This window comes from Azorhizobium sp. AG788, assembly GCF_004364705.1.
Taxonomy (GTDB): Bacteria; Pseudomonadota; Alphaproteobacteria; order Rhizobiales; family Xanthobacteraceae; genus Azorhizobium; species Azorhizobium caulinodans.
In genome coordinates this window covers 50225-71141 of sequence record NZ_SOBM01000013.1, presented here as the reverse complement: position 1 = coordinate 71141, position 20917 = coordinate 50225, and the positions used below count along the sequence as shown (strand labels likewise).

Below are 20917 nucleotides of genomic sequence, written 5' to 3'. Positions count from 1 at the left end.
GAGGGGGGTAAGGCCCTCTCAACCCGAGCGCCCTTGCCCTGCCTTCCCCCTAAAAACCCTCCCCACAGAAGAAGCTGATCCCATGAGCCGCCAAGATGCCGTCGCCCGCGCTGCGGAATATTTCGACCGCGGAGACTTTCGCTCGGACCTCGCTCGCCGCGTCGCCATGGCCACCGAGAGCCAGACAGGCGAAAGCCTCGAGGCCCTGCGCGCCTATCTCACCGACGAGATGATTCCGACGCTGGAGAAGCTCGGCTTCTCCTCCCGCATCGTCGAGAATCCCGTGCCCGGCTATGGCCCGTTCCTGATCGCCGAGCGGCATGAGGCCGATGGCCTGCCCACCGTGCTTACCTATGGCCATGGCGATGTGATCTTCGGCCAGGAAGGCAGCTGGCGCGAGGGGCTTGCCCCCTGGACGCTGGTGGAGCAGGGCGACCGCTGGTACGGCCGCGGGACCGCCGACAACAAGGGCCAGCACTCCATCAACATCGCCGCGCTGGAGCAGGTGATGGCGGCGCGCGGCGGCAAGCTCGGCTTCAACTGCAAGATGCTCATCGAGATGGGCGAGGAAGCCGGCTCGCCGGGCCTGCGCGACATCGCAAGGATCGAGCGCGAAGCGCTCTCCGCCGACCTTCTCATCGGCTCGGACGGCCCGCGCCTCTCCGCCGTGCGTCCCACCGTCTTCCTCGGCTCGCGTGGCGCCTTCAACTTCGAGCTGGAGGTGAACCTGCGCGAGGGCGGGCATCACTCCGGCAACTGGGGCGGCGTGCTCGCCAATGCCGGTACGCTCCTCGCCCACGCGATCACGAAGCTCGTGGACCAGAAGGGCCGCATCCTCGTCGATGGCCTGACCCCGAAGGAGATTCCCGCCTCCGTCCGTGCGGCCCTCACCGACATCCAGCTCGAACAGGGCATGGGCGACCCGGAGATCGATCCCGACTGGGGCGAGCCGGGCCTGACGCAGGCGGAGAAGATCTTCGCCTGGAACACGCTGGAAGTGCTGGCCTTCAAGACCGGCGCGCCGGAAGCCCCCGCCAATGCCGTGCCGCCCTCGGCGCGTGCGACCATGCAGTTGCGCTTCGTCGTGGGCACCGATCCGAACACCATCATCCCGCTGGTGCAGGCGCATCTGGACGCCGCCGGCCTCTCGCAGGTGCGGGCGCGCCCCTCTCGCATGGCGACCTTCGAGGCCACCCGCGTCGATCCCGAGGATGCGTGGGTGAAGTGGGCGCTCGCCTCCATCGAGACCACCACCGCCAAGAAGCCCGCCCTGCTGCCGAACCTCGGCGGCTCGCTGCCGAACGACGTGTTTGCGCTCATCCTCGGCATGCCCACCGTGTGGGTGCCGCATTCCTATCCCGCCTGCTCGCAGCACGCGCCAAACGAGCATCTGCTCGCCTCCGTCGCGCGGGAGGCTCTTCAACTCATGGCCGGCCTGTTCTACGACCTCGGAGAAGATGGTTCCTCGATCCTGAAGGCGCGCGCCGCATGAGCACCCTGCCTACCCCCACCGGCCTTGATGCCGCGCTGGCCGAAAAGGTCGTCGCCTGGCTCGCACCCCGGTTCGACGAGATGGAGGCGCTGCTGAAGCGCCTCGTCAACATGGAGTCGAGCAGCTTCGACAAGGAGGGCACCGACAAGGTGGGCGAGGTGATCGCCGAGATCCTCACCGCCGAGGGCATCCTCGTCACCCGCCTGCCGCAGCAAGGCTATGGCGACGTGTTCCGGGCCGAGGTGCATGGCCGCGCCGGCGGCGCCCACGCACTGCTGCTGGGCCACCGCGACACGGTGTTCGCCAAGGGCACGGTGGCGAACCGGCCCTATTCCCGGAAGGACAAGCTCGCCTTCGGCCCCGGCGTCTGCGACATGAAGGCCGGGCTCGTCACCAACATCTTCACCCTGCGCGCCATCAAGGCGGTGGGCGGCCTCTCCTTCCCCGTGGTGGCGCTCTTCACGGGGGATGAGGAGATCGGGTCCGGCACCGGCCGCCCGGAGATCGAGCGGGCGGCACACGGCGCCCGGGCGGTCCTCAACACCGAGCCCGGCCGGGTCTCCGGCAATGTGGTGACCGGCCGCAAGGGCGGCGGCTCTTTCCTGATCAAGGTCACCGGCAAGGCGGCCCATTCCGGCGTCAACCACAAGGACGGCGCGAGCGCCATCGAGACGCTCGCCCGCAAGATCGTGAAGCTGCACGCCCTCACGGATTATGAGGCCGGCATCACCACCAATGTGGGCGTCATCAAGGGCGGCAACACCCACAATACGGTCGCCCCGTGGGCGGAGGCCGAACTGGACCTGCGCTTCGTGACGCTGGACCAGCACAAGGCGGTGACGGCGGAGATCGAACGCATCGTCGCCGAGCCGGAAGTGCCCGGCACCAGCGCCACCGTCGCCCCCAAGTCCATGTTCCTCCCGCTGGAGGAACGGCATTCCGCCGGTCTCTTCGCGCTCTATCGGGACGCGGCGGCAAAGGATGTGGGCTTCGAGGTGGGCGGCGAGTTCACCGGCGGCTGCGCCGATTCCGGCTTCACCGCCTCGCTGGGCGTGCCCACCCTGTGCGGCCTCGGCCCCATCGGCGGCAAGGCCCACACAGATGACGAGTTCTGCGAGCTGGACAGCCTCGTGCCGCGCACGCAGGCGCTGGCCGCGACGCTCTGCCGCCTCGCCTGAGACGACGCTTCGCCTCTGCGCCCGGCCGGTGGTAAGGAGGGTCCCTCCTCCACCGGCCGGCGGTTCGACGCATGGAAAAGAACACCCAGGAACGCCACCGGCTCTATGAAGACGCCATGGCCCTCGTGCTCGGCACGCTGTTCGTTTCGCTGGGCATGTACATGTATGCGAAGGTCACGCTGCTGGTGGGCAGCCTTGCGGGCCTGTCGCTGCTGCTGAGCTATGTGAGCAGCTACGGCTTTGCACCGATCTTCTTCCTCATCAACGTGCCCTTCTACATCCTCGCCGTGAGGCGCATGGGCTGGCCCTTCACCGCCCGCACGGTGGTCGCGGTGGCCCTCGTCTCGGCCTTCTCGCGCTTCACGGGAGATGTCATCGACATCTCCCGCATCGACCCCATCTACGCCACGGTCATCGGCGGCGGGCTGGTGGGCACGGGGCTCCTGATGCTGTTCCGACACCGCACCAGCCTTGGCGGCATCAACATCCTGGCCCTGTTCCTGCAGGAGCGCTTCGGCCTGCGGGCGGGCTATTTCCAGCTCGCCGTCGACCTTTGCATCATGGCGGCCGCCTATTTCGTCATCCCGCTGGACAGGCTGGCGCTGTCGGTGCTCGGCATCGCCATCGTCAATCTCATCATCGCCCTCAACCACAAGCCGGGCCGCTATGCCGGCTGGAGCTGGTGAGCGGCCCTTCAGCCGCCTACCTTCTTCACGCGCATGGTGTCCGCGCCGCTCTCGATGGGCCTGCGCTGGGTGATCAGCCGCGCGCCGCGCTGGAACGTCACATAGTCCCACAGCCAGTTGAAGGCGACCGCGAAGCGGTTGCGCGGGCTGATAAGGAAGTAGACGTGGACGAGCCCCCAGAAGGCCCAGCCGAGGAGGCCGGTGAGTTCCAGATGCTTCAGCTTCACCACCGCCGCCTTTCGGCCGATGGTGGCGAGATCGCCCTGGTGCCTGTAGCGGAAGGGCGGGGGCGCCGGCGCGCCTGAGACGCGCGCGGCGATCACGCCCGCCACATAATGGCCCATCTGCTTGGCGGCCGGCGCGATGCCGGGCACCGGGCGGCCGTCTGCCTGCTTCGCAAGGGCGGTATCGCCCACGGCGAAGATGTCCGGATGGCCGGCGATGCTGAGATCCGGTCCAACCTCCACGCGCTTCGCCCGGTCCATGGCCGCGCCCACCCAGGCGCCCGCATCGGAAGCAACGACGCCCGCCGCCCAGATGATGGTCGAGGCTTCGATGCGGCCTTCCGCAAGGCTCACGCCCTCGGCATCGCACCCCGTGACCATGGTGCCCGTGCGCACCTCCACCCCGATGCGTTCCAGGCTCTTGCGGGTATATTCGGAGAGATGCTCGGGGAAGACCGGCAGCACGCGCGGCCCCGCCTCCACGAGGATGATCCGGGCATCGCGCGGGTCGAACCGGCGGAAATCGAGCGGGAGCGCGTGGCGGGCGAGTTCCGAAATGGCGCCTGCCATTTCCACCCCCGTCGGCCCGCCGCCCACCACCACGAAGGTGAGCAGACGCCGCCGCTCCTCCTCGTCGCGGGCGAGCTCCGCCCGCTCGAAGGCGAGGAGCACGCGACGGCGGATTTCCGTCGCGTCCTCGATACGCTTCAGGCCGGGCGCGAACGGCGCCCATTCGTCATGGCCGAAATAAGCATGGCTCGCCCCGCTTGCCAGCACGAGATAGTCGTAGGGTACGCGCGTGCCGGAGGCGACGACCTCGCGCCGCTCCGTGTCCACGCCCGTCACCTCGGCCATGAGGACCGTGGCATTGGTCTGCTCCGACAGAATGCCGCGAATGGGCCAGGCCACCTCCGCCGGCGAGAGGCTGGCGGTGGCCACCTGATAGAGCAGAGGCTGGAAGCAGTGGTGGTTCTGGCGGTCGAGCAGCGTCACCTCGACCGGCGCACCGGCGAGCCCCTTGGCTGCCTCGATCCCACCAAAGCCGCCGCCCACGATGACGACGCGCGGCCGGGCGATTGCCTGATCGACGTTTGTGTTCTGCATGTTCAACCTTTCCCCCGCGCTCCGCGCGGACGGGCCGCGATGCGCGGTCGGCCGTTCTTTCAAGAAACAGGACATTCACCCGTTCAACGCGCACTCCCGTTACGGGATCCGTCGGACGGATGCTGCATTGCAACATCTATAGCACGGCCACCGTCTGCTGCGGAACGGCCGTTGACTTCACATCTCGTGTAGCGTCGTTACTTTGAGATATCTGCACAGCCGACACCTCAAGGCGCATGATGCAATCCCCTGCGCCGGGCGCCGCTACTGCTGTCGTTCTGGATGTCACAGATATGGGGAGGCGCCTGCGGAGGCGCCAGAGCCCGCCCACGACAGTGGACGGCTCTGCGGGCGATCCCGATAGCGACCGTTCCACTCGACGGACGGTGACAGCGAGCGCTCGCTCCACCCGTCTGTCCCACGACGGCATTATGGGGAACAGCTCCGCGCGCCCGGAATTGACCTTTGAAAAAGGAGGTCAGCATGAGCAAGGGCTTTGCACTCGCAGCCGTCGTCCTGATGTCGGTCGTCGGCTTCTCCTATCTGTCAGATATGCAGGGCGAGCGGCAGACGACCGGCATCGTGCCGGAGAGCGCTTCGGTCCGCACCGATCCACCGCCCACCGTGCCTCCCTCCCACGAGAGGAGATGATGATGGGGCGGAGCCTGCTGATACTGGTGCCGCTGCTGGCCATTCTGGGCCTGTCCCTTTGGTGGATGACCTCCACCTGGCAAGCCGCGGCCGACGCGCCTTTCGCCGGAGGCGATTATGTGCCGCTGGTGCTCGGCGTCATCCTGTCCGTCGTCATCGGATGCGGACTGATGGCGCTGCTCTTCATCTCCAGCCGCCGCGGCTATGACGAGGCCGCGCAGACGCAGGTGTTGCCGAGGCCGCCATCCCCCGAAGTGCCGCCGCCCGTGCGGGATGAGAATGCGCCCCGTGCCGGCGGCGCGACACGGACAAACGAAAGCCCATAACGCAAAACGCCCGCATCCGATATCGGATGCGGGCGCTTGAAACATGAGGCGCGGATCATACGATCCTGCTGCCGATGGGAGTGTTCCGACTTGAGCGGGAAGGCACACCCTGAAAGGGATGGTGCCCAGGAGAGGACTCGAACCTCCACAGCTTTCACTACTGGTACCTGAAACCAGCGCGTCTACCAATTCCGCCACCTGGGCCCCTCGGGCCGCGAGGCCGTCGAGAGGAGGCCGTTCTAGGGTTCGGCCTGCGCCTTGTCAACGGGCCACAGCGAGCCGGCCAAGGAAAGATGGAGAGCCTGTGGGTAACACCGGCCAGCCCCCTCACGGCGCCACACCGGAAGCGAGGCGCCGCAAGGATTATCGGGCCATCAGCCGCCGAAATTCGGCTTCCGCTTCTCGACGAAGGCGCTCATGCCTTCCTTCTGATCCGCCAGTGCGAACATGGAATGGAAGACCCGCCGCTCGAAGCGGATGCCTTCGGTGAGCGTGGTCTCGTACGAGCGGTTCACGCTCTCCTTGGTCATCATGGCGACGGGGCGCGACATGTCGGCAATGACCGCCGCCACCTTCAGCGCCTCGTCCACCAGATCGGCAGCGGGAATGACGCGGGAGACGAGCCCGGCGCGCTCGGCCTCCGCCGCATCCATGAAGCGGCCGGTGAGGCACATCTCCATGGCCTTGGACTTGCCGACGAAGCGCGTCAGGCGCTGGGTGCCCCCGGCGCCGGGCATCACGCCGAGCTTGATCTCCGGCTGGCCGAACTTCGCCGTGTCCGCGGCGAGGATGAAGTCGCACATCATGGCGAGTTCGCAGCCGCCGCCGAGCGCGAAGCCCGCCACCGCCGCGATCACCGGCTTGCGGGTGCGCGATAGGCGCTCCCAGGAGGCGATGAAGTCGTCCAGATAGGTCTGGGGATAGGTGAAGTCCTGCATCTCCTTGATGTCGGCGCCGGCGGCGAAGGCCTTTTCCGAGCCGGTGAGGATGATGCAGCCGATGCCCGTGTCGGCCTCGAAGGCATCGAGGGCGGCATTCAGCTCGGTGATGATCTGGCGATTGAGCGCGTTGAGCGCCTGCGGCCGGTTCAGGCGGATGAGCCCCACCTTGCCGTGGGTTTCGACCAGGATCGTCTCGTAAGCCATGCGCGTCTCCATGAAGCCAGGGCCGCTGTTCGCCGTCCGGTTCATCGGCCCTATGAACCGGATGTCACCGCTGAGCGGCGTCCCGCCTGTCTAGAACGCGATCCGACCGGATGGAACCGCATCCCGGTTCCATCCGGTCGGTGAATCGCCCGCTCGCCTATCGAGTAGAGCCGAACGCGAGCCGTGGGAATGTGCCCTTCCGGCGCGCTCAGTCGAAGCTATTGTCGAGGAAATACCATTGCCCGCAATTCTTGCGGATGATGGGCTCCAGCATCGCATCGAGGACCTTCACGTCCTCGATCAGCGGCACGTCGGGGTCGGTGTGCGAGGGCAGGTCCACCGGGTCCGAACAGTGGACATGGAAGCGGGCGCCCTTCAGCCGCGTACAGTGGCCGACGATGATCTTCGCGCCGGTCATCCGGGCAAAGCGCACGGCGATGGCAAGGTTGCCGTCCACATGGGCCGGACGGCCGAAGAGGGGCGCCATCACCCTGCCGTGGTGCACCTCGTCGCAGAACATGGAGAGCGTGCCGCCCTCCTGCAGCAGGCGGATGGTCGGGCGGATGCCCGGCGCCCCCGGCGGCAGCAGATGGACGCCGAAGCGGGCCCGCACGCGATTGGCGATGACATGTTGGGCCGGACGGCCGGGCGGCGTGTAGATGGCCGACCAGTCGATCCCCACGGCATGCATCAGCGCACCGGTCGCCTCCCAGTTGCCCGTATGGCAGGAGATGAAGATGAGCGGGCCGTCCTTGCTCCATTTGAGCGCCGGTCCGTCATTCTCCACCGTGATGCGCCCGGCCTTCACCAGACGGTGCAGGATGGAGAACTCGGCCATGACCCGTCCGACATTCTCGAAATGGCTGCGCACCCTGGCCTCGATCTCGACCTCCGAGAGCGTGGGGTCGATGCGGCGCAGATTGGCCCGCGCGCGGACGGCGTTCTCCTTGTAGCCGAAGCGGCCGGCAAGGCGGCCCATGGCGGCGCCGATGGCCGAACACAGGTCGATGGGCATGAAGCGGAAGGCATAATGGAAGGCGAAATCGCCGAGGTCCTTGAGGCCCGCCGTGCGCCAGTAGCGCAGGAAAGTGGCCCGCCGCTCCCCGCCGGCGCGCAGGTCCGCCCAGTCTGGCACAGGGGGCGGGTTCCACACATAAGGCTTGCGGGTCTTGCGCGGCGCGTCGGGCGCCGCCGCTTCCCCCACGTCCCCCGCCTCGGCCTCATGCATCTGGATATCCCCTCTCCCGCTGCCCCCTCATAGCCGGGGCGGGTGCGCCACGGCCAGCGGGAAACCGCAGTCGAGGCGCCGCCTCAGCGCTGGCAGGTGGCGCAGAAGAAGGTGGAGCGGCCCGCCTGCACGATGCGCTGCACATGCCCCTTGCACCTGAGGGTCGGGCATGGCTCACCCTCGCGGTCATAGACCTTGAAATTGTGCTGGAAATAGCCCAGTTCGCCATTCACCTGACGATGGTCCTTCAGGCTAGAACCACCCGCCTGGATGGCTTCGCGCAGCACGTCCCGGATGGCGATTACAAGGCGCTCGGTGCGCACATTGGGCGCGCCGGACACGGAGGCGAGGGTCGAGGCCATCCGGCGCGGCGAGAGGCCCGCCCGATGCAGGGCCTCGCTCACATAGATGTTGCCCAGCCCGGCGACCACCTTCTGGTCCAGCAGCGCGGCCTTGAGGTTGGTGCGCCGGCCGGCACAGGCCTGCGCCAGATAGTCGGCGTGGAAGGTGTTGCCGAGCGGCTCCGGCCCGAGGCTGCTCAGGAGCGGATGACTGTCGAGCTGGTCATAGGGCACCAGCAGCATGGCGCCGAAGCGGCGGGGGTCATTGAAGGTCACGGTGGCGCCGCCGGCGAGATGGAACACCACATGGTCGTGGGTCCCGGGCTCCCCGCGCGGATGATAGAAGCCCGCGGGCCGGCCTTTCACCTGCGCACCCTCGATGCGGATGGAGCCGGACATGCCGAGATGCACGATCAGCACCTCGCCGCCGTCGAGATCCGCCAGCAGATATTTCGCCCGCCGCCCCACCGCCTCGACCCGGCGCCCGGTCAGCCGCTCCGCGAACCCCTCCGGCAGCGGCCAGCGCAGGTCCGGCCTGCGGGCTTCGGCACTCTCGATCACAGCCCCTTGCAAAACGGGGAGCAGCCCCCGGCGGACAGTCTCCACCTCTGGGAGTTCAGGCATTTCCTCAATCACCTCCTGCCCATCGCCCAAAAAACGGCGCGGCAGCTTGAATCGTGCATTCCCCCTCAGGCTATCGGTGCGACGCAGGAGCGCAAGCACCAAAGCGCAGCCGCACACCGCACCGGGCGCCGAAACGCCTATTCCACAGGTCCGGGTGCGGCGATGCCGGAAGGCGGCGGGGCGGGCGTGAAATCGAGCTGCTCCAGCCGCAGGCCCCGCCGGGCGATCTTGTCGGCCGAGACCAGAACCCGCGAGACGTCGTCGCCCACGAGGGCGAAATGCTTGGAGAGATCGCCCACCCGCTCGCGCAGACGGGCCACATCCTCCACCAGCAGGCCCACCTCGCGGCGGATCGCGTCCGCCTGCTCGCGCATGCGCGCATCCTTGGCAATGGCCTGCACCACCTGAATCGCCAGCATCAGCAGCGAGGGCGAGACGAGGATCACCCGGGCGCGGTAGGCGCGCTGGATCACGGCGTCGAAATGCTCGTGCAGTTCAGCATGGACGCTCTCGGAAGGCACGAAGATGATGGCCACGTCCTGCGTCTCGCCAGGCAGCAGATAGCGCTCGGCCACGTCATTGACGTGCTTCATCATGTCCTGCGCGAGGCGGTTGCCGGCCGCCTTGCGGGCCTCTGCGCTCTGCGCCTCGCGGAAGGCGGTCACGGCCTCCAGCGGGAACTTGGCGTCCACCACCAGCGGGCGCGGATCGCCGGGCAGGAAGATCACGCAGTCGGGCCGCCGGCCGTTGGAGAGGGTGTACTGGAAGGCGAAGCTGTCGCGTGGCAGGCCGTCGGAGACGATGGCCTCCATGCGCGCCTGCCCGAAGGCGCCGCGCGCCTGCTTGTTGGCCAGCGTCTCGCGCAGGGACATCACCTGCGAGGACAGATCGCTGAGGCTCTTTTCCGCCCGCTCCACCATGGCGAGGCGCTCGGCGAGCGTCGTCAGGCTCTCATGGGTGGCGCGGGCCGCCGTGTTGAAGCTCTCGCCGAGACGGTAGGAGGTGGAATCGAGCCGCTCGGACACCGCCCGCGCCATGTCGCTCTGGCGCTGGGCCAGCACCTCGGCCATCGCCTGCACCCGGCCGGCGGTCTCGGACTGGTGGCGCGCGAGATCGCGCAGGCCCGCTTCCAGAAGATCGGACCGCGCCGCGCTTTCGTCGCCCTCCTGCCCGCGCGCGCCGGCAAGCCGCCAGACGACGACCAGCAGACCCGCCATCAGCAGGGCGAGGCAGACCAGCGCCCCGGCGATCAGATCACCGGACGCCCAGCCCGAGCCGGCGGCAGGAAGCAGCGTGTTCGTCATGGCGGATCTGTAGCAAGTTTCACCACCTTGAACAAACAGCGAACATGTTGACCAATTCCTAACCTTCGCCTATCTGGCGGACATGGCCATTCTCCCGATCCTCATCATTCCCGAGCCGCAGTTGCGGCAGATCTCCGCGCCGGTCCCGAGGATCGACAAGGAGATCGAGAAGCTTGCCGCCGACATGCTGGAAACCATGTATGACGCGCCGGGGATCGGGCTCGCCGCCATTCAGGTGGGCGTCCACAAGCGCGTCATCACCATCGACATCGCGCGCGAGGATGCGCCGAAGAACCCGATTGTCCTGATCAATCCGGAGGTTGTCTCGGCCTCGGAGGAGACCTCCTTCTACAATGAAGGCTGCCTCTCCATTCCCGAATACTACGAGGAAGTGGAGCGTCCGGCGCAGGTCACCGTGCGCTATCAGGACCTGAAGGGCGCGACCCACGAGATCGCGGCGGACGGTCTGCTCGCCACCTGCCTCCAGCACGAGATCGACCATCTCAACGGCGTGCTCTTCATCGACCATCTCTCGCGGCTGAAGCGAGAGCGGGTCATCAAGAAATTCACCAAGGCCGCCCGCCGCGAAGCCGGCGCCTGACGCGCCCTCCTCTCCTCTGAACAGGTTTCGCGCCATGCGCATCGTCTTCATGGGCACGCCCGATTTCTCGGTGCCCACCCTGAGCGAGATCGTCGGCCGCGGGCACGAGGTGGTGGGGGTCTATACCCGCGCACCCGCACCCTCGGGCCGCCGCGGCCTCGAACTCGTCCCCTCGCCCGTCCACACGGTGGCGGAGCGCTTCGGCATCCCGGTCTTCACGCCGAAATCGCTGAAGGGCGAGGAGGCTGCCGCGCAGTTCCGGGAACTCGGCGCGGAGGTGGCGGTGGTGGTGGCCTATGGCCTCATCCTGCCGACCAGCATCCTCGACATTCCGGCGCTCGGCTGCCTGAACCTCCATGCTTCGCTGCTGCCCCGCTGGCGCGGCGCCGCGCCCATCCAGCGGGCCATCATGGCGGGGGACAAGGAAACCGGCATCGCCGTCATGAAGATGGAAGCCGGGCTCGACACGGGCCCGGTGGGCCTGCTGGAGCGCGTCACCATCGGCTCCGACATGACGGCCGGCGAACTGCACGATCGCCTGAGCTATATCGGCGCCGACCTCATGGGCCGCGCGCTCTCGGCGCTGGAACGGGGCGGGCTCGATTTCACGCCGCAGCCGGACGAGGGCATCGTCTATGCGTCCAAGATCGAGAAGGCGGAAGCCCGCATCGACTGGAACCGGCCGGCGGCGGAGGTGCACAACACCATTCGCGGCCTCTCCCCTTTCCCCGGCGCCTGGTTCCCCTTCGGGGCCGACGAGGCGCGGGTGAAGGTGCTGCGCTCCACTCTTGCGGACGGCACGGGCGCGCCGGGGACGGCGCTCGACGATCAGCTCACCATCGCCTGCGGCACCGGCGCCGTACGGCTGACGGAGCTCCAGAAGGCCGGCAAGCAGCCCATGAGCGCCGCCACCTTCCTCAATGGCAATGACGTGCCCGAGGGCACGCGGCTGGCCTGAGCCGGCCGGTTCCGCCCCCACCATGCCCCGCTACAAGCTCACCATCGAATATGACGGCACCCCCTTCGCCGGCTGGCAGATCCAGGCGGAGCTGCCGACCGTGCAGGGAGTGCTGGCGGCGGCGGTGAAGGGCTTCTCCGGCGAGGAGGCCCATGTGGCCGGCGCCGGGCGCACGGATGCGGGCGTCCATGCCACGGGACAGGTCGCCCATATCCACCTCGCGCGGCACTGGCGGCCGGATCAGGTGCGCGACGCCATGACCGCCCACCTGCGCCCCCATCCCGTGGCGGTGGTCGCCGTGGAGCGCGTGGCGGATGATTTCGACGCCCGCTTCTCGGCGGTTAAGCGCCATTATCTCTATCGGATCGTCAACCGGCGGCCGGACCTCGCGCTGGACCGCGACCGGGCGTGGCGTGTGCCGCAGAAGCTGGATGCATCCGCCATGCACGTGGCGGCCCAGCGCCTGCTGGGCAAGCACGACTTCACCACCTTCCGCGCCGCCGAATGCCAGGCCGCCTCGCCGGAAAAGACGCTCGACCAGTTGGACGTTACCCGCATCGGCGATGACATCCGCATCGTCACCTCGGCCCGATCCTTCCTGCACCATCAGGTGCGCTCCATGGTTGGATCGTTGATCCGGGTCGGGGAAGGCCGCTGGAGTGCGGACGATCTGGCCGATGCGCTCGCCGCCCGCGACCGCCGCCGCTGCGGCCCCATGGCGCCCGCCTGCGGTCTTTATCTCGCCGCGGTGAGCTATCCCGAACCGATTGTGGAGGCTGGGGCGCCGGACCACCTCTGAAGGGCGCCTGTGCCTGAGAAGCAGCCGCACAAGATGCGCTCAAAACTGCGCCATCTGTGGCCGCGCGCCCTCAGCCCACCGGAAATCGACCCGCGCTTTTTCCAGCGGCCACAGCCCTGAAGCGCAAAACTGCAACCGCAGATGCGCAAATGTGCATTTGCGTACCTCCGATAAATTCAGATGATCGGACGTGATCAGGTTTCATAATTGGACACCTTCATTGCCCAGTTTCTAGGATTGAGGAAAAAATAATCATTATTTTCCTGTAATTCTGGTTGCGAGGCATGGACACATGGCAACGACGTCATTGCAGGAAGGGGAGCGCAGCGGCGGGCTGCTGCGCAACATGTCCGTCGTCGCGCGGATTTCGGTGGGCTTCGGCTTCCTGATCCTGCTGATCCTGTCGGTCGGCCTGTACGCTTATATGACCCTCTCGCGCCTGGGCGGTGATCTTTCCGCCATGCGCAACGCGATGGACCGCACCGCCGCCGCCACCTTGCTGGAGCGCCGCCTCAATGAGGTCTGGCCGCGCGCCGAAGCGGCGATGCTCGGTGGCAAGACCGGCGATCTCGACACCGCGATCCAGCAGGGCTCCGGCTTCATTGCGGCCAGCGGCCAGACGGCGGCGGAGGGCATCTATGCCCGCTATGCCGCCGGCATGCGGGACGCGACCACCAAGACCACGGCTACGATCCAGGACCGCAGCAAGCTCGTCGCGGTCGTGCCGGAGATCGACAAGGCCTTCGAGGCGCTGATCGAGCGCAAGAAGCTGGTGTTCGATGCGGATGGCGCGGCGCTGGTGGCGACGCTGCAGGCCAAGGTGAATGCCGGCCGCCTCAACCTGACGCGTCTCATGAACGAGGCCTCAACCAGCATAGAGACCATCAATCCGCCGGAACTGGCGAAGTCCGCCGATGCCAGCCGCAAGGAATGGGCAGCCATCGCCGCACAGTTCGAGGACCTCATCAAGTCCTCGTCGGACCCGGCGGACAAGGAAGCCTATGAGGCGGGCCTCAAGCCCGTCACCGCTTATGCGGCCGGCGTCAACAGCCTGCTTCCGGCGCTGCTGGACCGCGCGCGCATCCTGCATGACACCGTCAATGTGGCGCACACCCAGCTGGTCAATCTCGTGAACGAGGTGAGCGACCAGCAGGCCGCCCTCCAGCGCTCCACCGTGGACAATGCCCTCGAGCTGGGCTCCTGGACAAAGACCGCCATCCTGGGCGTGTCCATCGGCGCCATGATCGTCGGCGTGCTCGTGGCGCTCCTCGTCGCCATCTCCATCGCCCGTCCGCTGCACCGGCTCGCCGCCGCCGTACAGGAGGTGGCGCAGGGCAATACGGACGTGGACATTCCGAGCCGTCACGAGAAGAGCGAGATCGGCCTCCTCGCCCGCGCGCTGGAGGTGTTCAAGGGCAACCTCATCGCGGTCAAGGCGATGGAAGCGGAGAATGCCGAGCGCGCCCGGCGCGAGGAAGAAGAGCGCCAGCGGCTGTCGCAGCAGCTTTCCGCAAACTTCCGCGAGAGCGTCTCCTCCATCGTCACGGACGTGATCCGCGACGTGGAGCGGGTGGGCAAGCATTCCGAGAGCCTGCTCCAGATCTCCGACAGCACCAAGGAAAGCGCCCGCGAGGCCCGCAATGCGGTGGAAGCCACCAGCGGCGGCATCTCCGAGGTCGCCTCCACGTCCACCCAGTTCGCGTCCTCCATCCGCGAGATTGCCGAGCGCGTGGACGAGAGCGTGCGCCTCACCCTCGACGCCGTGGAGCGGGCGCGCCAGACGGACACGGTGATCGGCGAACTGGCCGTCTCCGCCTCCCGGATCAGCGACATCACCCGCATCATCCAGCAGATCGCCGAGCAGACGAACCTGCTGGCCCTCAATGCGACCATCGAGGCGGCGCGCGCGGGCGAGGCCGGACGGGGCTTCACGGTGGTGGCGACGGAGGTGAAGTCGCTGGCCCAGCAGACCGCCAGCGCCACCCAGCAGATCGGCGCCCAGATCGGCGCCATCGAACAGGCGGCCAATGGCGCGGCGGACTTCATCCGCCAGATCTCCGATCAGGTGGAGGCCATCAAGGGCCACGTCACCGGCATCTCGGCGAGCGTGGAAGAGCAGAGTTCGTCCACCACCATCGTCGCCGAGAATGCCCAGCGCACCTCGGAGCATGCGGATGTGGCGCGCACCCGGCTCGACACCGTGTTCACCGAGGCGGAAGCGACGCTGGACGCTGCCCGCAGCAGCCGCACGGCGGCCGATACGCTCAAGGACCAGGCCGTCCGGCTCCAGGGCGTGACCTCGGACTTCGTGAACCAGATCGAGACGCTCTGGACCCGCAAGAGCGCCTGATCCCGGTTTCGCAATCACGCCAATAAAAACGCCCCGGATCGGCCGATCCGGGGCGTTTGCAATTTTGGGACTGACTCCGCGCACACAGGGCGGAGACGCGCTCCGCCCGGAAGGGCTCAGGCGAGCAGTTCGGCCAGCGTGCGCGTCACCACCTCGGTGGCGAGGCGCAGGTCCGAGAGGCGCAGCTTCTCGTCGGCGCGGTGGCCGTTGGCTTCCTCGATGGTGCGGGGGCCGGCGCCATAGAGCACCACCGGAATGCCCGCCTCGGCATAAAGCCGCGCATCGGTATAGAGCGGCACGCCGTTGGTCAGGACCGACTCGCCCACCACCTCGGAAGCGTTGCGGCAGAGGATGCCGGCGATGCGCTCGCTCTCCGCATCCGGCACCAGCGGCCGGGCAAGCAGGATGCGGCGGATATCGACGGACGCGCCGGGGTAGGACGCGACGGCCTTCTCGATCAGCGTCTTCACTTCCGCTTCCACCGCCTCCGGCTGCTCCTGCGGAATGATGCGGCGGTCGAGGCGCAGGGTGATGCGGTCGGGCACCACATTGGTGTTGATGCCGCCCGAGATGAGCCCCACCGTGATCTGCGGCGAGCCGATGCCCTTGGTGGGGGAGACGGTGGCCTTCAGCGTGTCGCGATAGGCGTAGATGGCCTCAAGAACCTTGGTGGTGGCCGCCAGCGCATCGACGCCCGTGTGCGGCAGCGCCGCGTGGGCGGACTTGCCCTTCACCTCCACCTCAAGGTGCAAACAGCCGTTGTGCGCCACCACCACGGCGTACGCGAAGCCGGCGGAGATCACCGCATCGGGCTTCGTCAGCTTCTCGGAGATGATCCAGCCGGGACCGACCTCGCCCCCGATTTCCTCGTCATAGGTGAAATGCAGTTCCACCGTGCCCTTGAGCGGCAGGCCGGAGCGCTTCAGCGCATCGAGGGCGAAGGTGTAGGTGGCGAAATCCGACTTGGAGACGGCAACGCCACGCCCGTACATCACGCCGTCCACCACCGCCGCGCCATAGGGATCCTGCGACCAGCCCTCGCCGGGGGGCACCACGTCGCCATGGGCGTTGAGCGCGATCACCGGGCCATCGCCGAAACGGTGGCGCACGATGAGATTGGTCACGCTCACCATGCCGGCAGCGGTCACCTTGTCCTGCGGCACCACATGGCGCTCCACCTCGAAGCCGAGGCCCTCCAACAGCTCGGCTGCGCGCCGGGCGTGGGGCGCGCAGTCGCCCGGCGGATTGTCGGAGGGCACCTTCACCAGCTCGGCGAGGAAGGCCTGCTGGGCGTCGGCGGTCTCGGCAAGGAGCGTGCGCAGGCGGGCCGGGTCAAGGCTGGACATGGGTCGAGGTCTCTTTCGTCTGGAACGGGATGTTCGTCAGGGGTGGGTGGCCCGCCGCGTCGGCGAGGTCAAGCGGCAAGGTTCGGGCGGCGGCTCAGGGCGCAGTGGCCCAGGCCTTCAGCAGCGCCCGCTCGTCGGGGGTGATGTCGGTGATGTTGTTGGGCGGCATGGCGTGGGTCAGGGCCGCCTGCATGAGGATCAGCGGCTTGTTGCGGGCGATGGCCTCGGGCGTGTCGAGGAGAATGCCGCGCGGGGCGATGGCGATACCGTCCCACAAGGGCTGGGCCGCATGGCACATGGAGCAGCGGCCGAGAACCACATTCTGCACATCCTCCGGCACGTCCACCGCCGGCAGCGCGGCGGCCTCGGCCGTGGTGACGAGCGGCGGCCAGCCGAGCGCGGTGCGGCCGGCGGGTGTCGTGGTGAGGCAGATGGAGATCGCCGCCGCAAGACAGGCCGCCGCCACCAGCCAGCACCACCACCAGTTGCCCTGCCCGGCATGGCGCTTGTTGTAGAAGACCCGGATGATGGCCCCGCCCACCAGCGCCAGAGCCACGATGACGAAGGCATAAGGCGTCGAATAGGTGATGGGATAGTGGTTGGACATCATCAGGAAGATGACGGGCAGGGTGAAATAGTTGTTGTGGGAGGAACGCAGCTTGCCCGCCTTGCCATAGGCCGGATCCGGCTCCTCGCCGGCCTTGAGCGCCGCAACCACCTTGTGCTGGTTCGGAATGATCACGCAGAAGACGTTGGCGGTCATGATGGTGGCCATCAGCGCGCCGATATGGATGAAGGCGCCACGCGGCGAGAAGACCTTCTGGAAGAAGAAGGCCATGGCCACGATGAACACGAAGATCACCAGCCCCACCGCCAGATCGCTCTTGCCCAGCGGCGAATGGCAGACGAGATCATAGAACACCCAGCCGCCGAAGATGGCGATGATGCCGATGGCCGCCGCCATGAGTGGGGACATGGCATAGACGCTGGGATCGATCAGATAGAGGCTGGCCTGGTAGTAATAGGTCCAGATCAGCAGCGCCGCTCCGGAGAGCCAGGTCGCATAGGATTGCCACTTGTGCCAAGTCAGGTGATCGGGCAGCGCGGCCGGCGCCACGAGATATTTGCGCACCTGATAGAAGCCGCCGCCATGGACCTCCCAGGCCTCACCGCCCTTGCCTGCCGGAATGTCCGGCGAGGGCTTCAGCGAGGCGTCGAGATGCATGAAATAGAAGGAGGCGCCGATCCAGGCCATGCCGGCGGTGATGTGGGCCCAGCGCAGCAGCAGGCTGCCGAATTCATGCAGGATGGGTTCCATGTCTGCCCTCAGTGACGGATCGCGCGGCCCGACGGCGCGCAATTGCGGCGGCGCCCGGCCCGATGGCATTGGCCACGGGGAGCGCCTTGGATAGAGTGCCGGCAATCCAGAGGATCGACGGCGTGCTCGAAAACATGCGGGCTTTCACCCAGGCGGTGGAAAGCGACAGCTTCTCGGAGGCGGCACGGCGGCTGCGCGTCTCCCCCAATGTGGTCAGCCACCGCATCCAGGTTCTGGAAAAGCACCTCGGCTGCCGCCTGTTCAACCGTACCACGCGGCGCATGAGTCTCACGGAACAGGGGCGCGTCTATTACGAGACCGTCACCGAGGCGCTGCGCCTCATCGATACGGCCGAAACCAGCATTTCCGAGCTGGGCGCCCTGCCGCGCGGGGCGCTCAGGGTGACGGCGCCGCTGCATCTCGGCCGCCGGCTGCTCGCCCCCATGGCGGCGCGCTATCAGGACGCCTATCCGCAGATCGACGTGCGCCTGCGCCTCTCCGAGCACATGCCCGACCTGATCGCCGAATCCATCGACGTGGCGCTGCGCCTCGCCACCTTCGAGGATTCGAGCACCATCCTGCGCAAGGTGGCGGAGGTGGACCGCATCCTGTGCGCCGCACCCGCCTATCTGGACCGGCATGGCGTGCCGGAGAAGCCCGCCGACCTTCTGAACCACCAGTGCCTTCTGATGCGCCACGCCACCTCCCGCGAACTGCGCTGGATGCTCACCGACAAAGGCAAGGACCTTGCCGTTCCGGTCGCCGGCCATCTCGAGGCGGACGACGGCGACGTGCTCACCGTCTGGGCGGTTGAAGGACGCGGCATCGTGGTGAAGCCCCGCTTCGAGGTGGCCGACGCGCTGGCCGCGGGCCAGTTGGTGCCCGTGCTGGAGCGCCACCCGCCACGCCCGATGACTCTGGCCGTGCTCTATCCGGCCCGCCAGTTGGTGCCGCTGAAGGTGAAGACATTCGCCGACATGCTGGTGGACGACGCCCGACGCTATGTGGCGCGGGAACTGGCCAAGATCGGCGAGAAGCTGCCCGCCTGAAGGGCGGGTGGGTCTTGGGTGGGCGCCGCGCCGTCGCTTTCCCGCAGACGGCGCGTTCGGCCCCAGCCGTTCCACCCCCCTCCCTGCCCTCCCCCGCAAGGGGGGAGGGTTGGCGGTGCGCCAGAGAATGAGTGCCGCGATCGACGACAATGCAACGCGCCCCCTCCCCCCTTGCGGGGGAGGGCTGGGGAGAGGGGTAGAGCCCCCTCCGCCCGCGCAACACCGGCCTTCGCTCCCGCTCAATGCGCGTCCGCCTGCTTGGCGGCAGCGACCACCTCGTCGAGGCTGGCGCCCTTCATGCCGTTGAAGAAGACGTTGAGCGCCACCGCCGAAATGGCGGCGAGCAGGATGCCGGATTCCAGCAGCGGGTGCAGTTCGTGCGGGAGTGCCTTGAAGAAGTTCGGCGCCACCAGCGGGATCATGCCGAAACCCACCGAAATGGCGACGATGAAGAGGTTGAAGCGGTTGGTCTTGAAATCCACCGCCGTCAGGATCCGCGCGCCGGTGGCCGCCACCATGCCGAACATGACGAGGCCCGCCCCGCCCAGCACCACCTGCGGCACCGCCTCCACCAGCGCCGCCATCTTCGGCAGCAGGCCGAGCGCCAGCATGATGAGACCGCCGTTCGCCGTCACCCAGCGGGACTTGACGCCCGTAACGCCCACGAGACCGACATTCTGGGAGAAGGAGGTGTAGGGGAAGGTGTTGAACAGGCCGCCCAGCAGCGTGCCGACACCATCGGCCCTGAGGCCGCGCGCCAGCGCCTTCTGGTCCACCGTGCGGCCGGTCATCTCGCCGAGCGCCAGAAACATGCCGAGGCTCTCGATCATCACCACCACCATCACGATGCACATGGTGGCGATGGGCACGAGCGAGAAATGCGGCAAGCCAAAATGCAGCGGCAACACGAGCCCGAACCAGGGCGCCGCCGCCACCTTCTCGAAATGCATCACGCCGGTGAAGCTCGCGAGGACCGCGCCCGCCACGATGCCGAGCAGCACCGCCACATTCGCCACGAAGCCCTTGCCCCAGCGGATGAGCGCGAGGATGACGAGGAGAACGAAGAGCGAGAGGCCGAGCCCCGGCAACTGGCCGTAATTGGGATTGGCCACGGTGACGACCTCGCCATTGACCACCTTGGTCAGCATGGGCAGGCCGCCGCCGGCCCAGTTGATGCCCACCCGCATGAGCGAGATGCCGATGACGAGGATGATGGTGCCCGTCACCACCGGCGGAAACAGCGGCAGCATGCGGGAGATGAAGGGCGCGATGAGAATGGCGAAGATGCCGGAGGCGATCACCGCGCCATAAATCCCAAGGAGGCCGATGTCGGCGGTGGCCGCCATGGTCATCATCGGGCCGACGGAGGCAAAGGTGACACCCATCATCACCGGCAGGCGGATGCCGACGCCGGGAAAGCCGATGCACTGCACCAGCGTCACCAGTCCGCACGTGAAGAGGTCGGCGCTGATCAGAAAAGCGACATCCTCAGGCGAAAGCTTGAGCGCCCGGCCGATGATGAGCGGCACGGCGACCGCCCCGGCATACATCACCAGAACATGCTGCAAACCCAGCGCCGCCATCTTCGGCGCCGGCAAGAATTCATCGACCGCATCCACAGCCATGCTGTCCCCCAGCCTGTGTGAGCATCTGAAAGGTTTGTTCTTCTTGAGGCCCGCGTCTTGGAGCCGAGGCTCCCGCGCGTTTGCCGTCCATCAAACGGCATTTTTCCGCCATGCGATATGGCCGATAAATAAGAATATCTGCTAATTTTTTCGTATAATGGTTGTCTGCCGCCGCATGTATGCTCGTCGGCAGATGCAAGGGAGATTCCCAATGGGGCGCCTGTCCACGCATGTTCTCGACACCGTGCTCGGCCGCCCGGCGGCCGGCGTGCGCGTGGAACTGTTCGCGATCACCGGGGACGGCACGCGGCAACGGGTCGCGGAACGGCAGACCAATGCGGACGGGCGCACCGACACGCCACTGATGGCCGGCGAGGACTATCGTGCGGGCACCTATGAGCTGGTCTTCCACGTGGGCGCCTATTTCCGCGCCTCCGGAGCGCCAGTAGCGGAGCCCCCCTTCCTCGACGAGGTGCCCCTGCGCGTCACGCTGAGCGAGGACGGGCATTACCACGTGCCCCTGCTCTGCTCGCCCTGGGCCTATTCCACCTATCGCGGCTCCTGAGGT

The 20917-nt window shown here is 67.3% G+C and carries 19 protein-coding genes and 1 tRNA gene; 11 read left to right on the top strand and 9 right to left on the bottom strand.

Going from position 1 to position 20917, the window contains the following annotated elements:
- Positions 1–82 precede the first annotated feature (82 nt).
- From DFO45_RS24490 to DFO45_RS24480, 3 genes are all read left to right on the top strand, one after another.
- Positions 83–1492 (top strand): M20 family metallopeptidase, encoded by a 1410-nt coding sequence (locus tag DFO45_RS24490; RefSeq protein WP_133866933.1) that lies wholly within the window; start codon positions 83–85, stop codon positions 1490–1492.
- Positions 1489–2670 (top strand): M20 family metallopeptidase, encoded by a 1182-nt coding sequence (locus DFO45_RS24485; protein ID WP_133866932.1) that lies wholly within the window; start codon positions 1489–1491, stop codon positions 2668–2670. Before DFO45_RS24490 ends, DFO45_RS24485 begins: the two co-directional genes overlap by 4 nt.
- 71 nt (positions 2671–2741) lie before the next feature.
- Positions 2742–3356 (top strand): YitT family protein, encoded by a 615-nt coding sequence (locus DFO45_RS24480; RefSeq protein ID WP_133866931.1) that lies wholly within the window; start codon positions 2742–2744, stop codon positions 3354–3356.
- An 8-nt stretch (positions 3357–3364) separates the two neighbouring features.
- Here DFO45_RS24480 and DFO45_RS24475 read toward each other — a convergent pair whose 3' ends face one another.
- Positions 3365–4684, bottom strand: coding sequence for an NAD(P)/FAD-dependent oxidoreductase (locus tag DFO45_RS24475; RefSeq protein ID WP_133866930.1), 1320 nt, complete (start codon positions 4682–4684; stop codon positions 3365–3367).
- Positions 4685–5167: 483 nt separating this feature from the next.
- On the opposite strand from DFO45_RS24475, the gene DFO45_RS25050 reads away from it, so the two are divergent.
- Positions 5168–5335 carry a hypothetical protein gene (locus DFO45_RS25050; protein WP_166657248.1) on the top strand — a complete coding sequence of 56 codons (168 nt, stop codon included), beginning with the start codon at positions 5168–5170 and terminating at the stop codon, positions 5333–5335.
- A 2-nt stretch (positions 5336–5337) separates the two neighbouring features.
- Entirely contained in the window at positions 5338–5661 is a 324-nt protein-coding gene (locus DFO45_RS25145; RefSeq protein ID WP_208299865.1) for a hypothetical protein, read from the top strand.
- 119 nt (positions 5662–5780) lie between these two features.
- On the opposite strand, the gene DFO45_RS24465 is transcribed toward DFO45_RS25145, so the two are convergent.
- From DFO45_RS24465 to rmuC, 5 genes are all read right to left on the bottom strand, one after another.
- Positions 5781–5865: transfer RNA gene (locus DFO45_RS24465), tRNA-Leu, on the bottom strand.
- A 170-nt stretch (positions 5866–6035) separates the two neighbouring features.
- Complete coding sequence (locus tag DFO45_RS24460) at positions 6036–6806, bottom strand: enoyl-CoA hydratase (protein WP_012169333.1); 771 nt, start codon at positions 6804–6806, stop codon at positions 6036–6038.
- A 208-nt stretch (positions 6807–7014) separates the two neighbouring features.
- Entirely contained in the window at positions 7015–8034 is a 1020-nt protein-coding gene (locus tag DFO45_RS24455) for a hypothetical protein (RefSeq protein WP_133866929.1), read from the bottom strand.
- A gap of 83 nt (positions 8035–8117) precedes the next feature.
- Positions 8118–8999, bottom strand: coding sequence for a bifunctional DNA-formamidopyrimidine glycosylase/DNA-(apurinic or apyrimidinic site) lyase (gene mutM, locus DFO45_RS24450; RefSeq protein ID WP_133866928.1), 882 nt, complete (start codon positions 8997–8999; stop codon positions 8118–8120).
- Positions 9000–9136: 137 nt separating this feature from the next.
- A complete protein-coding gene (rmuC, locus tag DFO45_RS24445) occupies positions 9137–10303 on the bottom strand; it encodes a DNA recombination protein RmuC (RefSeq protein ID WP_133866927.1) in 1167 nt (388 codons plus the stop codon).
- An 82-nt stretch (positions 10304–10385) separates the two neighbouring features.
- On the opposite strand from rmuC, the gene def reads away from it, so the two are divergent.
- The 4 genes from def to DFO45_RS24425 all read left to right on the top strand — a co-directional run bounded on the left by def (position 10386) and on the right by DFO45_RS24425 (position 15011).
- A complete protein-coding gene (gene def, locus DFO45_RS24440) occupies positions 10386–10904 on the top strand; it encodes a peptide deformylase (RefSeq protein ID WP_012169329.1) in 519 nt (172 codons plus the stop codon).
- Positions 10905–10938: 34 nt separating this feature from the next.
- Positions 10939–11862, top strand: a complete 924-nt coding sequence (gene fmt, locus DFO45_RS24435; protein ID WP_133866926.1) for a methionyl-tRNA formyltransferase — start codon at positions 10939–10941, stop codon at positions 11860–11862.
- Positions 11863–11884: 22 nt separating this feature from the next.
- Positions 11885–12661 carry a tRNA pseudouridine(38-40) synthase TruA gene (gene truA / locus DFO45_RS24430; RefSeq protein ID WP_133866925.1) on the top strand — a complete coding sequence of 259 codons (777 nt, stop codon included), beginning with the start codon at positions 11885–11887 and terminating at the stop codon, positions 12659–12661.
- A gap of 292 nt (positions 12662–12953) precedes the next feature.
- A complete protein-coding gene (locus tag DFO45_RS24425; RefSeq protein WP_133866924.1) occupies positions 12954–15011 on the top strand; it encodes a HAMP domain-containing methyl-accepting chemotaxis protein in 2058 nt (685 codons plus the stop codon).
- Between the two features lie 116 nt (positions 15012–15127).
- Here the strand turns inward: DFO45_RS24425 and DFO45_RS24420 are convergent, their stop codons facing one another.
- Together DFO45_RS24420 and DFO45_RS24415 are read right to left on the bottom strand one after the other, a co-directional pair.
- Positions 15128–16357 (bottom strand): ArgE/DapE family deacylase, encoded by a 1230-nt coding sequence (locus DFO45_RS24420; RefSeq protein ID WP_133866923.1) that lies wholly within the window; start codon positions 16355–16357, stop codon positions 15128–15130.
- 94 nt (positions 16358–16451) lie between these two features.
- The gene (locus DFO45_RS24415) at positions 16452–17675 is read right to left on the bottom strand and encodes a urate hydroxylase PuuD (protein WP_133866922.1); all 1224 of its coding nucleotides are present in this window, start codon (positions 17673–17675) and stop codon (positions 16452–16454) included.
- A 122-nt stretch (positions 17676–17797) separates the two neighbouring features.
- On the opposite strand from DFO45_RS24415, the gene DFO45_RS24410 reads away from it, so the two are divergent.
- Positions 17798–18724, top strand: a complete 927-nt coding sequence (locus DFO45_RS24410) for a LysR family transcriptional regulator (protein ID WP_245518251.1) — start codon at positions 17798–17800, stop codon at positions 18722–18724.
- A gap of 239 nt (positions 18725–18963) precedes the next feature.
- On the opposite strand, the gene DFO45_RS24405 is transcribed toward DFO45_RS24410, so the two are convergent.
- A complete protein-coding gene (locus DFO45_RS24405) occupies positions 18964–20349 on the bottom strand; it encodes a nucleobase:cation symporter-2 family protein (protein WP_133866920.1) in 1386 nt (461 codons plus the stop codon).
- Positions 20350–20560: 211 nt separating this feature from the next.
- Here DFO45_RS24405 and uraH point away from each other — a divergent pair, with 211 nt between their 5' ends.
- A complete protein-coding gene (uraH, locus tag DFO45_RS24400; protein ID WP_012169320.1) occupies positions 20561–20914 on the top strand; it encodes a hydroxyisourate hydrolase in 354 nt (117 codons plus the stop codon).
- Positions 20915–20917 lie beyond the last annotated feature (3 nt).

Bases quoted from the DNA above. Each gene is read 5' to 3' on its own strand.
- DFO45_RS24415 (WP_133866922.1), bottom strand. From the start codon at position 17,675: ATGGAACCCATCCTGCATGAATTCGGCAGCCTGCTGCTGCGCTGGGCC.
- DFO45_RS24485 (WP_133866932.1), top strand. From the start codon at position 1,489: ATGAGCACCCTGCCTACCCCCACCGGCCTTGATGCCGCGCTGGCCGAA.
- DFO45_RS24455 (WP_133866929.1), bottom strand. From the start codon at position 8,034: ATGCATGAGGCCGAGGCGGGGGACGTGGGGGAAGCGGCGGCGCCCGAC.
- DFO45_RS24425 (WP_133866924.1), top strand. From the start codon at position 12,954: ATGGCAACGACGTCATTGCAGGAAGGGGAGCGCAGCGGCGGGCTGCTG.
- DFO45_RS25145 (WP_208299865.1), top strand. From the start codon at position 5,338: ATGGGGCGGAGCCTGCTGATACTGGTGCCGCTGCTGGCCATTCTGGGC.
- uraH (WP_012169320.1), top strand. From the start codon at position 20,561: ATGGGGCGCCTGTCCACGCATGTTCTCGACACCGTGCTCGGCCGCCCG.
- def (WP_012169329.1), top strand. From the start codon at position 10,386: ATGGCCATTCTCCCGATCCTCATCATTCCCGAGCCGCAGTTGCGGCAG.
- DFO45_RS24460 (WP_012169333.1), bottom strand. From the start codon at position 6,806: ATGGCTTACGAGACGATCCTGGTCGAAACCCACGGCAAGGTGGGGCTC.
- fmt (WP_133866926.1), top strand. From the start codon at position 10,939: ATGCGCATCGTCTTCATGGGCACGCCCGATTTCTCGGTGCCCACCCTG.
- DFO45_RS24475 (WP_133866930.1), bottom strand. From the start codon at position 4,684: ATGCAGAACACAAACGTCGATCAGGCAATCGCCCGGCCGCGCGTCGTC.
- DFO45_RS24480 (WP_133866931.1), top strand. From the start codon at position 2,742: ATGGAAAAGAACACCCAGGAACGCCACCGGCTCTATGAAGACGCCATG.
- DFO45_RS24405 (WP_133866920.1), bottom strand. From the start codon at position 20,349: ATGGCTGTGGATGCGGTCGATGAATTCTTGCCGGCGCCGAAGATGGCG.
- mutM (WP_133866928.1), bottom strand. From the start codon at position 8,999: ATGCCTGAACTCCCAGAGGTGGAGACTGTCCGCCGGGGGCTGCTCCCC.
- DFO45_RS25050 (WP_166657248.1), top strand. From the start codon at position 5,168: ATGAGCAAGGGCTTTGCACTCGCAGCCGTCGTCCTGATGTCGGTCGTC.
- rmuC (WP_133866927.1), bottom strand. From the start codon at position 10,303: ATGACGAACACGCTGCTTCCTGCCGCCGGCTCGGGCTGGGCGTCCGGT.
- truA (WP_133866925.1), top strand. From the start codon at position 11,885: ATGCCCCGCTACAAGCTCACCATCGAATATGACGGCACCCCCTTCGCC.
- DFO45_RS24420 (WP_133866923.1), bottom strand. From the start codon at position 16,357: ATGTCCAGCCTTGACCCGGCCCGCCTGCGCACGCTCCTTGCCGAGACC.
- DFO45_RS24490 (WP_133866933.1), top strand. From the start codon at position 83: ATGAGCCGCCAAGATGCCGTCGCCCGCGCTGCGGAATATTTCGACCGC.